The organism is Gordonia sp. (in: high G+C Gram-positive bacteria), from assembly GCF_012515855.1.
Taxonomy (GTDB): Bacteria; Actinomycetota; Actinomycetes; order Mycobacteriales; family Mycobacteriaceae; genus Gordonia.
Genome location: NZ_JAAYXO010000154.1, coordinates 14485 through 28198, shown reverse-complemented (window position 1 = coordinate 28198; position 13714 = coordinate 14485). Strand labels below are relative to the sequence as shown.

The window sequence follows — 13714 nt, the reverse complement described above, 5'->3', positions numbered from 1 at the left end:
TCGACCAGGGCGAGCGCCTCGATGCGCTGGAGTCGGACCTGCACGCCGCGATCTCCGGGACGGCGCGCCCCCGGGACTCGCAGTCGTCGCATGCTCACGACCGCGCCGATCTCGCCGCGGCACTGGCCGATGCCGTCCACCGCTTCGACATCCCGACTGCCACCTTCGACGCCTTCGGTCGATCGATGCGCATGGATCTGCCGGGGCATCCGCTGTTTCAGAACCGCTACCGGACCTTCAGCGAGCTCGCCGAGTACACGTACGGGTCCGCGGCGGTGATCGGCCTGCAGTTGCTGCCCGTCCTCGGTGCCGACGTCCGGAACTCCGACGTGACCGCGGGCGCCCGGCTCCTGGGCGAAGCCTTCCAGCTCACCAACTTTCTGCGCGACGTCGGGGAGGACGCGGACCGCGACCGCGTCTACCTGCCGTTGACCGAGCTCGCGGCCTTCGGGGTCGACGAGGAACTGCTCTTCCACGATGTCGCGGAACGGACCGCGAGCGTCCCGCTCCGCCGGGCCGTTGCCCACGTGATCGCGGTCAATCGCGATCAGTATCGACGCACGGACGCGGCGATCGCCGCCCTCCCCGCACGCACCCGACCGGCCATCTGCGCGGCGGCGCGCTCGTACAGCGCCATCCTCACCGAGATCGAGGACACCGATCACGACGTACTCGCCCGCCGGGCCGTGGTGCCCGTCGCCCGCCGCATCGGCCAGGCCCTCGCCTCGGTGAGCGGCAGGCCCGGACGCTACTGACTACCGGGCCGGTTGACTACAGGGCTTCGGCCTGTGCGCGGCGAATCACTTCGCGCGCCGAATGCGTGTGCAGTGCGTCCGCCGGACGCAGGCCGAGGTCGGCCTGTTCGGTGAACAGCCAACCCATCGCCTCGTCGCGGTCGAAACCGCCGTCCAGAAGCACCGCAACCAGCCCTTCGAAGTGCTTCGCCAGCCCCCGGGTCCCGAAGAAGGCTTCGGGGATCACCGGGATCCCGTTGCGCGACGCCGCGAGCAGGTTGTGTTCGCGAATCAGCGTGCGGAGCCGGTTGCCGGAGACGCCGAGGCGCTTGGCGGCTTCGTCGAGTTCCAGAACCGGAACGTCGTCGGGCAGGACATCTATCGAAAGCGGAAGGGAAGCCACAAGAGGAAGAGTACCGGGAGGACGGGCGCCCGCAGGACGGGGCTGGGAGAACGGGGCCGGGAGAACCGGGCTGGGAGAACCGGGCTGGGAGTACCGGCGCCGGGTGCCGTGCGCGGCATCCACGAGCCGCCCCACTCGACCGGGTAGATTCAATCGTCGTGACCACCCCCGAAGATCCGCTCCTGGGTCGAGTACTGGAGCGGCGCTACCGGATCGACGTGCCCATCGCCCGCGGCGGCATGTCGTCGGTGTACGTCGGCACCGATCTCCGCCTCCACCGGCGGGTGGCGGTCAAAGTGATGGACGCACGTTACGTCGGCGATCCGACCTTTCTGCGCCGCTTCGAGTTCGAGGCACGCGCCGTCGCAGGTCTCAGTCATCCCGGTCTGGTGGCCGTCTACGACCAGAACATCGACGGCGACATCGCCTTCCTCGTCATGGAACTCGTCCGCGGCGGCAGTCTGCGCGAACTGCTCCGCGAGCGCGGGCCGATGCCCCCGCACGCCGTCGCCTCGGTCGCCGTGCCCATGCTCGGCGGCCTCGGGACCGCGCACCGCGCGGGCCTAGTCCACCGCGACGTGAAGCCGGAGAACGTCCTGGTCTCGGAGACCGGCGACATCAAGGTCGCCGACTTCGGCCTGGTCCGGGCGGTCGCCGAAGCGGGCGTCACGTCGGCCAGCGTCATTCTCGGAACGGCGGCCTATCTCTCGCCGGAGCAGGTCACGTCGACGGAGATCGACGCGCGCAGCGACGTCTACTCGGCCGGGGTGCTGCTGTTCGAACTCCTGACCGGCCGCCAACCCTTCAGCGGCTCCACTCCCCTCGCCCTGGCCTACCAGCGGCTGACATACGACGTCCCGGCGCCGGGCGAACTCATCGACGGCATCCCGGCCCAGTTCGACGAGATCGTCCTCCGCGCCACCGAACGCAACCCGGCAGCACGCTTCCGCGACGGTTTCGACATGCAGCATGCGATTCTCGACGCCGCCGACGAACTCGACCTGCCCGCGTTCACCGTGCCCGCTCCCACCCGCGCGTCGGCCCGCGTGACCTCTGCCATCGCCCGTCCCGTTCGCGACGCTCCGCCCCCTCCACCCGCCGCGCTCGTCGACGACGGCCCTGCGCCCGCCCCCTACGGACCGGACGACTGGGCCCCCGATCCCGACGACTGGCATCCCGACTACGACGCCGACCACGCGGACGACGTCGATCATCTCGAGGCTGCCGAATCCTCCGGGGCCGCCGACTCTTCCGGGGCAATGGTCACGCTGATCTGGATGGTGATCATCGCCGCGGTCGCAGCCGGCCTGGCCGCCGCCGGTTGGGCTGTCGGCAGCTCGCTGGCCTGACGCTATTGTTGGCCGATGACCGCCTTTCACATCGGCCGCGACATCGAGATCGCAGCACCCGCCGACCGCATCCACGCCCTCATCGACGACCTCCGCGAGTGGACTCGATGGTCACCGTGGGAGGGCGTCGATCCCGACCTGAAGCGCACCTACTCGGGGCCGGCCTCCGGACCCGAGGCCAAGTACGCGTAGGAGGGCGATCGCAAAGCCGGTGCCGGTTCGATGGAGATCGTCTCGTCCGCGACCGACCGCATCTGCCTGACCCTCGAATTCCGCAGGCCTTTCAAAGCGGTCAACCAAGTCGAGTTCCGCCTGGAGCCCACCGGCGACCGCACCACCGTCACCTGGGTGATGAGCGGTGAACGCGGCACCGTCGCATCGCTTGCGGCCCGTGTCCTGCCGATGGACGCAATGATCGGTAAGGACTTCGACAAGGGCCTTCGCCAGCTCCGAGCAGTGGCCGAAGGCCGCTGACCGACAACCTGTCTGACCAGCCCTGAACTGCCGTTTCACCTCGACGCGCAGAATTGTCAGAGGCGATCCCTAGTCTCCTTCTTCGTAAGCTGGGCATTGCTCGCACCAGTCGACGGTCCTCGATTCCGCAGACCGCGCTGGATCACGAATCTGGAGGATTCACATGTTCTCGTTCCGTAAGGCCGCCATCGCCGCCGTCGCCGTCCTCGCGCTCGGCGCAACGATCGCGTCCGGTGAAGAAGACAAGGCGGAGAAGGTGGGCGCCGACGGCAGCTCGCAGGAGCAGTCGGAGTTCAACGTCGGCGACACCGTCAAGCTCGGCGACTGGCAGGTCAAGGTGTACGGCGTCGAGGACCCGTACGTGTCGAGCAATGAGTTCATGGCGCCGTCGCCGGGCAATCGGCACGTCGTCGTGGACGCCGAGGTCACCAACGGCAGCGACAAGCCCCAGGTGGTCTCGTCGGTGATGTGCTTCGAACTGCGCGACGACACCAACCGCTCGTACGACATCGCGATCACCGACGGCGGCAAGTCGCTCGACGGCGAGATCGCCGCGGGCGCCGCACGCCGCGGCAACCTCGCGTATGAGGTGCCCGAGGCCGCCAAGAACCTGCAGTTGCAGTTCAAATGCGATCTGTTGGGCTCGGGTTCGGCGATGATCAACCTGTCGTGACCCGTCCCGCTGACTTCCTCCTGAGTCCCTGGGTACTCGCATCGATCGTGGTGCTCGTGGTCAACGACCACGTCCTCAAGTGGACGTTCGGCGGGTGGCTGACCGGTAAGGTCTCCGACGTCGCCGGGGTGTTCCTGCTGCCGTTCCTGATCCTGGCGATCTACGAGGCGGCGCGCAAGCCCTTCACACCCCGGTGGCGCACCACCGCCGTCGAAGCCGCGATCGTCTGCGGCGTGGTCGGCTTCGGCTTCGCCGCGGTCAAGACCATCGGCCCCGTCGGCGACGCCTACGAGTACATGGTCGGCCTGCTCCGCACCGTCGTCACCGCATCGTCAGGGCCGGTGACGCCGATCCTGGTCTACCGAGATGCGACCGACCTGGTGGTGCTGCCGATCCTGGCAGCGACCTACCTGGTCTGGCGTCGTCACCGCGGGGAGCCGAGACCCGAAGGGGACCCCTACCCGCGCAGCATCTCGGCGACGAGGAAGGCCAGTTCCAGCGACTGCTGAGTGTTCAGGCGGGGGTCGCAGGCCGTCTCGTAGCGGCCCTCGAGGTCGAGGTCGGAGATGTCCTGCGCACCCCCGAGGCACTCGGTCACGTCCTCACCGGTGAGCTCGATGTGGATCCCGCCGGGATGACTGCCGAGGGCCCGGTGCACTTCGAAGAAGCCCTGCACCTCGTCGACGACGCGGTCGAAGTGGCGGGTCTTGAAACCGGTCGACGCCGTGTGGGTGTTGCCGTGCATCGGGTCGCACTGCCAGATGACCTTGTGGCCGGTCTCTTCGACCGCTGCGACGATGGCCGGCAGCACTTCGCGCACCTTGCTGTTGCCCATGCGCGAGACCAGGGTCAGGCGTCCTGGGCGGTTGTCCGGGTCGAGGGCCTCGACGTACTCGACGGCCATCTCGGGCGTGGTCGTCGGGCCGATCTTGACGCCGATCGGGTTGTTGATCATCTTCGCGAACGCGATGTGCGCACCGTCGAGCTGACGGGTGCGCTCGCCGATCCACAGGTAGTGCGCGGAGAGATCGTAGAGGACCTTCTCGTCGCCGCCGGCCGGATGGTCGGCGAGGCGGAGCATGGCGCGCTCGTAGTCCATCACCAACGCCTCGTGCGAGGCGTAGATGGAGGCCGACTCCAGGCTGGAGTCGGTGACGCCGCAGGCGTCCATGAAACGCAGACCGCGGTCGATCTCCGCCGCCAGTGCCTCGTAGCGGGCTCCGGCGGGCGAGGTGCGGACGAACTGACGGTTCCAGTCGTGGACGCGGTCCAGGCGAGCTTCGGACGCCGTGAGCGCACGGACCAGGTTCATGGCCGCCGACGCGTTGGCGTAGGCACGCACGAGCCGTGAGGGATCGTGGACCCGGGCGGCTTCGTTGGCGTCGAGCCCGTTGACCATGTCACCGCGGTACGACAGCAGCCCGAGCGCATCGGTATCGGCAGAGCGAGGCTTGGCGTACTGTCCCGCGATGCGCGCGACCTTGACCACCGGCGTGCTCGCACCGTAGGTCAGGACGACAGCCATCTGCAGCAGGGTGCGGATGTTGCCCTTGATGTGCGGCTCGGTGTTCGCGGCGAAGGTCTCGGCGCAGTCGCCGCCCTGCAGCATGAACGCACGCCCGTGTGCCACCTCGGCGAGCTGGCCTGCCAGCGACTCCACCTCGGACGGCATGCAGATCGGCGGCACGCTCTCGAGCACGGTGCGCATCTTGCGCGCTTCGTCCTCGGGCCAACTCGGCTGCTGCAGTGCCGGTCGCGCCAGCACGTCGTCGAATTGCTCGGCGAGATGTCCCGGCAGCGGCGGGAGTTCGGGGAGCTCGTTCAAGGGCACGTCTACGGTCCAGTTCACCACCCGTCCAGCCTATCCTGGCGAACACCGCGCCGACGAGGTTGGCTCTAATGCGCGGAGCGGGCCTCTTCGATGGCGCGCCACTTCACCAGATTGTGGCGGGCGTCGGCCAGTGCGTCGTGCGCGTTCTTGGGAGCGGCGGGCAGATCGGGGTGCCCGGCCGACTCCCAGTGCTGGCGGAGCTCACGGGTGAAACGGGGCATCTCTCGCGGCAACTCGGTCATCGAACCCCACAGCTGACAGATCACCACGTGGTCGTAGGCGCCCACCCAGGCCCACAGCTCGACGCGGTCGCCCGGAGCGGTGAGGAAGTCGAACAGGCTCTCGCGGATGGCCCGGCGGCTCTTCCACGCCTTGTCGGCCGGCGACGGCAGCTGATTGAGCACGTTGTTGCGCACCCAGTCCCCCGCGGCCGACGGATCGAACTCCGTCGACACCGCATAGAACTCCCGCCCGTCCTCGCCGACCACCCCGATCGACACCAGCTCGATGGTGGATCCGTCTTCGATGAACTCGGTGTCGTAGAAGTAGCGCACGAGTTCTGATTATCCATGCCGGGCAAGTAATACTGACTGTCATGTCCTCTCCACGCGGTCAGACGCTGCAACGGTGGCTGCCCGGTCCCGCCGCGAAGGCGACCATCGCGACGGCCTTCGTGGTCTCGGCACTGCTGCAGATCTTCGGGGTGCCCTTCACCTCCGGCTTCGGCACGCAGACCCGATTCGACATGGACGTCTACCGCATCGGCGGCCAGATCTGGCACCAGGGTCTGAGCCTGTACGCCGAGGGCTCCATGCCCTTCACCACCGACGGCATCTGGCTGCCGTTCACCTATCCACCGTTCGCTGCGCTGCTGTTCACGCCGCTCGGCGTCCTCCCGCTGACCGTGGCGAGCATCGGGATCTCGGTGATCACGGCACTTCTGCTCATCTTCGTGACCAAGTTGTCACTGGCCGTGCTCGACGTCGGCTCGCCCGCCAATCGCTGGTGGCTCGCGACCGGGTTGTCGGTCGCGACCATCTGGTTCAATCCGTTCTGGATGACGCTCGGTTTCGGTCAGATCAACGTCGTCCTGATGGCGATGATCATGATCGACATCTTCGTTCTCCATCGCCGCGCCGGCGAGCCCGGCGCCGCGGGCACCACGGCCCGGTGGGCCCAGGGCGTGCTGATCGGTGTCGCTTCTGCGATCAAGCTCACTCCGCTGGTCTTCCTCGGCGTGTTTCTCATCGCGGGTCGCTTCCGCGCAGTGGTCACCGGTCTGGTCACCTTTGTGGTCGCCGCGGGCATCGGCTGGCTCTGGATGCCCGCCGACTCGAAGACCTACTGGACCGACACGCTGTTCCACACCGCCCGCATCGGCCAACCCGAGGGGCGGATCAACCAGAATCTCAATGCGGCGTGGCTGCGCGTCTTCGGCGACACCGGCAGCACCGCCCAGCTCACCTGGATCGCCACCAGCGTGGCGGTGACCGTGCTCGCCTTGATCGCGGTCCGACCGTGGCGTCCCACCGTGGCATTCGCTCCCGGCGGCATGACGGGTCGGGTGGATGCGCTCGCCGTCACCTGCATCGTCGCGGTGTGGGGACTGCTGGTCTCACCGACCACCTGGGCACACCACTGGGTGTGGGCGGTTCCCGCCCTCCTGCTGTGCGCGACGCTCGGTGCACGGGCCACCGCGCTCAGTCACCGCGTCGTCTACTTCACTCTCGCCGGTGTCGGCGCCGTCCTCTTCGCCGTCGGTCCCTTCCAGATGCTGCCGCCCATCGAAGACGGCTGGGCGTTCTGGCAGCACCTGGTCGGCAACTCGTTCACGCTGTGGGGGCTGGCGCTGATCGTCGCCCTCTGGCTTCTCCCGTACCGAAAGCCGGCCCCGCAGGCTTCCTGACCGTCAGGCGGCGTCGCCCGGCTCAGCGGTCGGCGTCGGTGCGGCCTCGGCGGACTTCTTCAGGCTGGCGGCGTAGACGTCGACGTACTGCTGACCACCCAGCTGCATCAGCGAGTACATGATCTCGTCGGTGACCGCGCGCTCGATGAACCGGTTGCCCGCCATGCCCTCGTAGCGGGCGAAGTCGAGCGGCTTGCCGACGCGCAGGACGATGCGGGTGGGCCGCGGGAGGATGGTTCCGGGCGGGTTGATGCGGTCGGTGCCGACCATGGCGATCGGGATCACCGGCACGCCGGTCTCCAGCGCCATGCGAGCCAGGCCCGTCTTGCCCTTGTAGAGACGGCCATCGGGCGAACGGGTGCCTTCGGGGTACAGGCAGAGCAGTCGACCGTCCTCCTCGAGAACGCGCTTGCCCGCCGACAGCGCGCCCGCCGCGGCGCTGGCGCCGGAGCGGTCGATCGGGATCTGGCCGGAGGCGCTGAAGAACCACTTCTTGAAGCGCCCCTTGATGCCGGGTTCGGTGAAGTACTCGGACTTGGCGAGGAAGAAGATACGGCGCGGAACCATCAGCGGCAGGTAGAAGCTGTCGACCACGGCCAAGTGGTTCGACGCGATCAGCGCCGGCCCCTCAGCGGGGATGTTCTCCAGCCCCTCGATGCGCGGGCGTCCCATCAGACGCAGGCCGGGGCCCATGAAGACGTATTTGAATAGGTAGTACCACATGGATGCTCCAGCCTCCTGCTTTGACGTACGGGTGCATGACGTCACTCCCGGCGCACAATCGCGTCGCGAGCAACTTTACTGGCTGCCGATGTCCAACGCTGCCAGCCCCTGGCGCGCCACCTCCGCGGCGCCGATCGTGCCTGCGGCATCGCCGAGTTGAGTGCCGCGGATGCGCGCCAGCTGCCGATGTCCGGCGCCGGTGACCGCCGCGGCATAGTGTTCGCGCGCATCGTCGAGGAACAGGCCCGATGCCGCGCCGACACCGCCCGCGAGGACGATCAGGTCGGGATCGAAGACGTCGGCGATCATGCCGAGCCCGTACCCCAGCCACTGCGCCATGTCGGCGTAGGCGGCCAGCGCTGCCGGATCTCCGTCCGCCGCCGCCGCGGCGACGCGTCGGCCGGTCAGCGAACCGGGGTCGGCTTCGGAGTCCGCGGCCAGCACGCTGCGCGGAAAATCTTGGGAGGCGAGCAGTTCCAGGACAGTATCGACCAAGGCCGTGCCGCTGCAGTAGCGCTCCCAGCAACCGCGTTTGCCGCAACTGCAGGGCCGACCGCCCGGCACCACGGTGAGATGTCCGAACTCCGGGGCCACGCCGAAGCTGCCGCGGTAGATCTCGCCGTCCTGAATCATGCCTGCTCCGATACCGGTGCCGATGGAGAGGACGAGAGTGTTGTGTCCCCCGGCCGCCGCGCCGAACTGCAGTTCGGCGATGGCGGCGGAGTTCGCGTCGTGCTCGGCGAAGACCGGCAGCCCGATGCGTTCAGTCATGATCTCGGGCACGCGGGCCTCGCGCCAGGCGAGGTGCGGGGCGAAGCGGACCGTCTGGCGATCCGGTGTCAGGAAGCCGGCGATCGCGAGTCCCACGGCGGCCACCGCCCAGCGGTCGCGCAGCTCCGCGACCAGCCGCTGCAGTCCGTGCTCCAACGATTCGGCAGTGGGTGGGGTCGCGGTGCGCAGGGTGTCGAGTTGACGTCCGTGCGCGTCGACCACGGACGCGCGCACACTCGTGCCGCCGATGTCGATGCCGACGGTGAGCTCGTCGCCCCGAAACCCTCCGGCGCTCACGTCAGCTGCTCGCGCGGGCGATGTTGACGACGATGGGCTCGAAGTGCGTTTGCGGCGGGGCCTCGCCGACGGGGCCGTCCGAGCGCAACATCTCGGCGATCGCCTCGAGCACGGCGATGGCCGCGGCGATGATCCGGGCCAGCAGATCGCCCAACTGGTGAACCAGGGTGCCCAGTTCGCCGAGCAGATCCGGTACCGGCGACGACGCCATCGACGGCCCGCCGAACCCGGAGATCAGGCCGGCCAGCTGATCGATCTGACCGGCGAATCCGAGGAGCAGCGCCTGCATCGGGTCGCCGCCGGCGGCGGAACCCGCACCGGCAGTGCTGCTGGGATCGGTCATTGGCAGTCGATTCCTCGGAGTCGGCGACCGCTGGCGGTCGGAAGGCGGAGCAGGGCGTGGACAATCGACGCTACCGGGCGCGCGCCGTGTTCCCTAGCATCGGACCGCAACGTCGTGACCGAGAGCACAGCGCCGAGTCCGTTCGTCGACTCCATTCACGGACGTCAGGGCGCGCCCGGCGATCGCATCGGCCGCTGCGGCCAGACGGCTCGGTCGGGCGCGAAACGCAGGATCAGACGACCGTCTCGCCAATCAGCTCCGGTGACCGTGCACCTCCGCAGCACCGAGGGCAGTCGCACCGGGAACCGGAATCCGGAGATGGTGACCAGCAGATCGTCGCCCGATCGTCCGACTTCCAGACGCTCCGGGTCCGGGAGCCCCTGCCGCCAGACGAGCTCGAAGACGCTGTCGAGGTCTTCACCGGCCACGTGGCTGACGGTCAGCGCACTCGATCCCCGAGGTCGGCCGGTAGGCCGCGGCAGGTCCAGATGGATGCGGCGGATTCGCGCGAGCCGGTCGAGGGGACCGTCGGCCACGGGGATCACCGTCACCGCGACATCGGCGTGCTCCCCGAGCAAGGCCTGCGCGGCGTCCAGGGCGCCGGGGGCACTCTGACCGGTCCCCTCGTTCACCAGGACCGACCGCAGCGGCAGGCCCATCAGATCGCTGATCGCGAGATAGTCGGCCAGGCACCGGATTCCGCGGTCGCCTGCGTCGACGACCAGGTGCGCGGCCACCCCGTGCGGATCGGCGATGAGGTCGATCAAGTCCTGGCAGTCGCGGTCGATGCCCTCGATCGCAGCGGACAGTTGCGCCAATGCGGGCTTCTCGGCCGCCTCGGCGAGTCGGGCATGCCGGGGCCACAATCGCTCGAGGGCGGCCGAGAGGACCGTCGGTGCCCGGAGGAACGCCATCACGTCACCCACCCCGGACAGATCCACCACCACCCGTTGCCAACGTCCCGCCGTCGCGACGTCGCGCACCTGCCGAAGCAGCAGAAACTCTTGGGCACCGGGCAGACTCGACAACTCCCCCGGCGCCAGCGACGCCAGCGTTCCGACGAACGGGAGCATCGATTTGCCACCGACCACGGCGGCGAGCGCCGTCGTGAAATCGGCCCATGCGCCTTCGATGATCTTCAGCGGATCCACCTGCAGGAGGTCGACGTCGGCTGTCACCGGCACCGCCTCGCCGGGCAGTCGGAGGACGCCGAGTCGTTCCGGCACGTACGACCGACCGTCGAGGGACACCAAAACGGTGCCGCGGTCGGTGCCGACCCGCACTCCCGCGCGCGGGTGGGCGGTCCGGTCGCTGAGCGCCGCTGCGGCGGCCAGCACGGACACACCCGAGCCACCGGGCCCGAGTACCAGATGGATGGGAGCTAAGTCGATCAGCCTTCGACCCTCTTCTTCAGTTCGCCGAGCGCAGCTTCGGTGATCGCCTTCTCGGCTCGTCGCTTCAGCTGGCTGATCATGGGGATCTGCAGATCGACCATCAGCGAGTACGTGACCTTCGTGGAACCCGGAACCTGTTGCACCAGACGGTAACTGCCCTGTTGTGCGCGCTGCAGACCGCTGGACAGGAGCCCCCAGGAGACGCCCGCTCCGTCGTCGTTCCAGGTGTAGCGGAGTTCGTAGGTGTCGGCCAGCACGCCCGCATCGAGAACGAACTCGACCTGAACGCCGCGCCCCTGCGCATCACGCTCCTTGACATGCACCTCGCGCGCAGCGGTGACCCACTCGGGATACCTGTCGAAGTCCGCGATCACAGCCATGATGTCGGCGACGTCGGCGTTCATGACGATCGACTGCTCAGTGTGGTCCGCCACCGGTCACTCCTCGACAGCCGCAGCGGCGATCGCGGGCGCACCGGCCTCGCGGTCGCCCTCCAGCAGCCACTTGACGTGAAAGGACATCTCCTTGCCCGCGATGCGACGCACACGGTTGACCTCCGCGAGCAGATCCATGCACTCGCGAGGATCGGTCGGCAGCGGATCGACGGGCTCGGCGTGCAGGTAGTAATGCAGGATGAAGCCGTCCATGCACTGCTCGCACCAGATCTCCATGGTGCCGGTCAGCGGACCGGTCACGGTCCACCGCATGCCCTGGTCCCCGCGGTCCTCCACCACCGTCAACCTCAGATCCGGCCACCACTGACGCCACCGTCCTCGATCGCCGACGACAGCGCCGGCCAGGGACGGGGCAGCGGCGACGAAGACCTCGTCGGCAACCTGAATGCTCGTCACCGTCCTAGCTTCACACACCCGTACGCGTGGAAGAAACCCACGCGTGCTGAACCGTCTCGAGTCGTGGGTCTAAGATCACTTTCAGATTCAGGTGTTTCCCAGAAACTTCGGTACCGGAAGGTGTATTACATGACCGAATGTCGCGTGCCCGCGAACTTTGAGATCCCCGAGGAGCGGAACGCGTCCGACGTCCTTTTCGACATCGTCGAGAAGAACGGGAGCAAGACCGTCTTCCGCCGTGAAGTGGGCTCGCAGTGGCTTCCGGTCACCGCAGCAGAGGCCGGCGCCACGGTCGTCGCTCTCGCCAAGGGCCTGATCGCTTCGGGCATCGAGCCCGGCGACCGCGTCGCCCTGGTCTCGTCGACTCGCCTCGAATGGACCCTCCTCGACTTCGCCATCTGGTCGACCGGTGCCATCACCGTTCCGATCTACGACTCGTCCTCGGGCCCGCAGATCGACTGGATCGTCCGTGATTCCGGCGCCACCGCCGTGATCGCCGAGACGGCCGAGCATCGCGCCGTGGTCGAGTCCGCAGAATCCGTCGACGATTCGGTCCAGATCTTCCAGATCGACGTCGAAGGCGGCCCGGGCATCGTCGAACTGCTCACCGAGCGCGGCCAGGCCGTCACCGACGACGAGGTCACCGCACGCCGACGGACGCTGGTCGCGTCCAGTCCCGCGACGCTGATCTACACCTCGGGCACCACCGGTCGCCCCAAGGGCTGCATGCTGACCCACTCGAACCTGCTCGGCGAGATCGGCGGCGTCCTGCAGACCTCGATGAGCACGCTTCTCGGCGACGGCAAGCGTCTACTGCTGTTCTTGCCGATGGCGCACGTCCTGGCCCGCGCCATCAACCTGGTCGCGATGGAGGCGGGCGTCGAGGTCGGCTACACCAGCGACATCGCCAACCTGCTCCCGACGTTCGCCGTCTTCAAGCCGTCGCTGATCCTGTCGGTGCCGCGGGTGTTCGAGAAGGTCTACAACTCGGCCCGCCAGAACGCCCACGACGGCGGCAAGGGCAAGATCTTCGACCTCGCCGCCGAGGTGGCGATCGAGTACTCCACCGCCAAGCAGAACGGCGACGTCGGCCTGCTGCTGCGCGCCAAGCACGCGGTCTTCGACAAGCTGGTCTACAGCAAGCTCCGCACCGCCCTCGGCGGTGTCTGCGAACTCGCGATCTCCGGCGGCGCCCCGCTCGGCGCGCGTCTGGGGCACTTCTTCAGCGGCGTCGGCATCCCGGTGTACGAGGGTTACGGCCTCACCGAGACCACCGCCGCCATCGCCGTCAACACGCCCGGCGAGGTGAAGGTCGGCACCGTCGGTCGGCCGATCCCGGGCAACGCCGTCCGCATCGCGGACGACGGTGAGATCCTGCTGTCCGGCGAGGTCGTCTTCTCCGGTTACTGGCAGAACGAGGAGGCCACCGCCACCGCGATCACCGATGGCTGGTTCCACACCGGCGACCTGGGCGCACTCGACTCCGAGGGCTACCTCCGCATCACCGGCCGCAAGAAGGAGATCATCGTCACCGCGGGAGGCAAGAACGTCTCCCCCGCACCGATGGAGGACATCATCCGCGCGAGCGCACTGGTGTCACAGGCCGTCGTCGTCGGCGACCAGAAGCCCTTCATCGGCGCCCTGATCACCATCGACCCGGAGAACTTCGAGTCGTGGAAGGGCCGCAACGGGAAGTCGGCCGAGGCCACCGTCGCCGACCTCGCGCTCGACGCCGTCCTGGTCGCCGAGGTTCAGCGCGCCATCGACGACGCGAATGCGACCGTCTCGCACGCCGAGGCGATCAAGAAGTTCCGCATCCTGCCGTCCGACTTCACCGAGGAGACCGGTGAGCTGACCCCGACGCTCAAGGTCAAGCGCAACGTGGTCGCCGAGAAGTGGATCGAAGAGATCGCCGCGATCTACCACAAGGGCTGATTCGTCAGATCCGAGCTCGCGAGCTCCAGG

The 13714-nt window shown here is 68.1% G+C and carries 17 protein-coding genes; 8 read left to right on the top strand and 9 right to left on the bottom strand.

The features are described from left to right. Positions 1 to 755: squalene/phytoene synthase family protein (locus GX543_RS11300; RefSeq protein ID WP_290851999.1), on the top strand; the 755-nt coding region annotated here is incomplete at its 5' end. Positions 756 to 771: 16 nt separating this feature from the next. Here the strand turns inward: GX543_RS11300 and GX543_RS11295 are convergent. Beyond that, on the bottom strand, positions 772 to 1137 hold the full coding sequence (locus GX543_RS11295) for an Rv2175c family DNA-binding protein (RefSeq protein WP_290851998.1): 366 nt from the start codon (positions 1135 to 1137) through the stop codon (positions 772 to 774). Between the two features lie 158 nt (positions 1138 to 1295). Here GX543_RS11295 and GX543_RS11290 point away from each other — a divergent pair, with 158 nt between their 5' ends. The 5 genes from GX543_RS11290 (at position 1296) to GX543_RS11270 (ending at position 4142) form a co-directional block, all read left to right on the top strand. Beyond that, positions 1296 to 2486, top strand: a complete 1191-nt coding sequence (locus tag GX543_RS11290; RefSeq protein ID WP_290851997.1) for a protein kinase — start codon at positions 1296 to 1298, stop codon at positions 2484 to 2486. Positions 2487 to 2501: 15 nt separating this feature from the next. Continuing rightward, complete coding sequence (locus tag GX543_RS11285) at positions 2502 to 2678, top strand: hypothetical protein (protein ID WP_290851996.1); 177 nt, start codon at positions 2502 to 2504, stop codon at positions 2676 to 2678. Between the two features lie 30 nt (positions 2679 to 2708). Continuing rightward, on the top strand, positions 2709 to 2960 hold the full coding sequence (locus GX543_RS11280; RefSeq protein ID WP_366929067.1) for an SRPBCC family protein: 252 nt from the start codon (positions 2709 to 2711) through the stop codon (positions 2958 to 2960). A gap of 163 nt (positions 2961 to 3123) precedes the next feature. Beyond that, positions 3124 to 3633, top strand: a complete 510-nt coding sequence (locus tag GX543_RS11275; RefSeq protein WP_290851995.1) for a DUF4352 domain-containing protein — start codon at positions 3124 to 3126, stop codon at positions 3631 to 3633. Beyond that, positions 3630 to 4142, top strand: a complete 513-nt coding sequence (locus tag GX543_RS11270; protein WP_290851994.1) for a hypothetical protein — start codon at positions 3630 to 3632, stop codon at positions 4140 to 4142. The genes GX543_RS11275 and GX543_RS11270 overlap by 4 nt, the downstream gene beginning before the upstream one ends. On the opposite strand, the gene GX543_RS11265 is transcribed toward GX543_RS11270, so the two are convergent. Together GX543_RS11265 and GX543_RS11260 are read right to left on the bottom strand one after the other, a co-directional pair. Beyond that, on the bottom strand, positions 4091 to 5485 hold the full coding sequence (locus tag GX543_RS11265) for a class II 3-deoxy-7-phosphoheptulonate synthase (protein ID WP_290851993.1): 1395 nt from the start codon (positions 5483 to 5485) through the stop codon (positions 4091 to 4093). The two genes, GX543_RS11270 and GX543_RS11265, sit on opposite strands and share 52 nt — an antisense overlap. A gap of 44 nt (positions 5486 to 5529) precedes the next feature. Further along, positions 5530 to 6018 carry a polyadenylate-specific 3'-exoribonuclease AS gene (locus GX543_RS11260; RefSeq protein WP_290851992.1) on the bottom strand — a complete coding sequence of 163 codons (489 nt, stop codon included), beginning with the start codon at positions 6016 to 6018 and terminating at the stop codon, positions 5530 to 5532. Positions 6019 to 6059: 41 nt separating this feature from the next. Between GX543_RS11260 and GX543_RS11255 the strand changes: the two genes are divergently transcribed. Further along, on the top strand, positions 6060 to 7370 hold the full coding sequence (locus GX543_RS11255) for a glycosyltransferase 87 family protein (protein WP_290851991.1): 1311 nt from the start codon (positions 6060 to 6062) through the stop codon (positions 7368 to 7370). 3 nt (positions 7371 to 7373) lie between these two features. Here GX543_RS11255 and GX543_RS11250 read toward each other — a convergent pair whose 3' ends face one another. The 6 genes from GX543_RS11250 to GX543_RS11225 all read right to left on the bottom strand — a co-directional run bounded on the left by GX543_RS11250 (position 7374) and on the right by GX543_RS11225 (position 11749). Next, positions 7374 to 8093 (bottom strand): 1-acyl-sn-glycerol-3-phosphate acyltransferase, encoded by a 720-nt coding sequence (locus tag GX543_RS11250; protein WP_290851990.1) that lies wholly within the window; start codon positions 8091 to 8093, stop codon positions 7374 to 7376. Positions 8094 to 8168: 75 nt separating this feature from the next. After that, complete coding sequence (locus GX543_RS11245; RefSeq protein ID WP_290851989.1) at positions 8169 to 9161, bottom strand: ROK family protein; 993 nt, start codon at positions 9159 to 9161, stop codon at positions 8169 to 8171. Between the two features lies 1 nt (position 9162). Next, entirely contained in the window at positions 9163 to 9504 is a 342-nt protein-coding gene (locus GX543_RS11240) for a hypothetical protein (protein WP_290851988.1), read from the bottom strand. 164 nt (positions 9505 to 9668) lie between these two features. Further along, positions 9669 to 10874 carry an ArsA family ATPase gene (locus tag GX543_RS11235; protein WP_290852004.1) on the bottom strand — a complete coding sequence of 402 codons (1206 nt, stop codon included), beginning with the start codon at positions 10872 to 10874 and terminating at the stop codon, positions 9669 to 9671. Positions 10875 to 10894: 20 nt separating this feature from the next. Further along, on the bottom strand, positions 10895 to 11332 hold the full coding sequence (locus GX543_RS11230) for an SRPBCC family protein (RefSeq protein WP_290851987.1): 438 nt from the start codon (positions 11330 to 11332) through the stop codon (positions 10895 to 10897). A gap of 3 nt (positions 11333 to 11335) precedes the next feature. Beyond that, on the bottom strand, positions 11336 to 11749 hold the full coding sequence (locus tag GX543_RS11225) for a hypothetical protein (protein WP_290851986.1): 414 nt from the start codon (positions 11747 to 11749) through the stop codon (positions 11336 to 11338). A 129-nt stretch (positions 11750 to 11878) separates the two neighbouring features. Between GX543_RS11225 and GX543_RS11220 the strand changes: the two genes are divergently transcribed. Next, the gene (locus tag GX543_RS11220) at positions 11879 to 13684 is read left to right on the top strand and encodes a long-chain fatty acid--CoA ligase (RefSeq protein ID WP_290851985.1); all 1806 of its coding nucleotides are present in this window, start codon (positions 11879 to 11881) and stop codon (positions 13682 to 13684) included. The last annotated feature ends 30 nt before the right edge of the window (positions 13685 to 13714 follow it).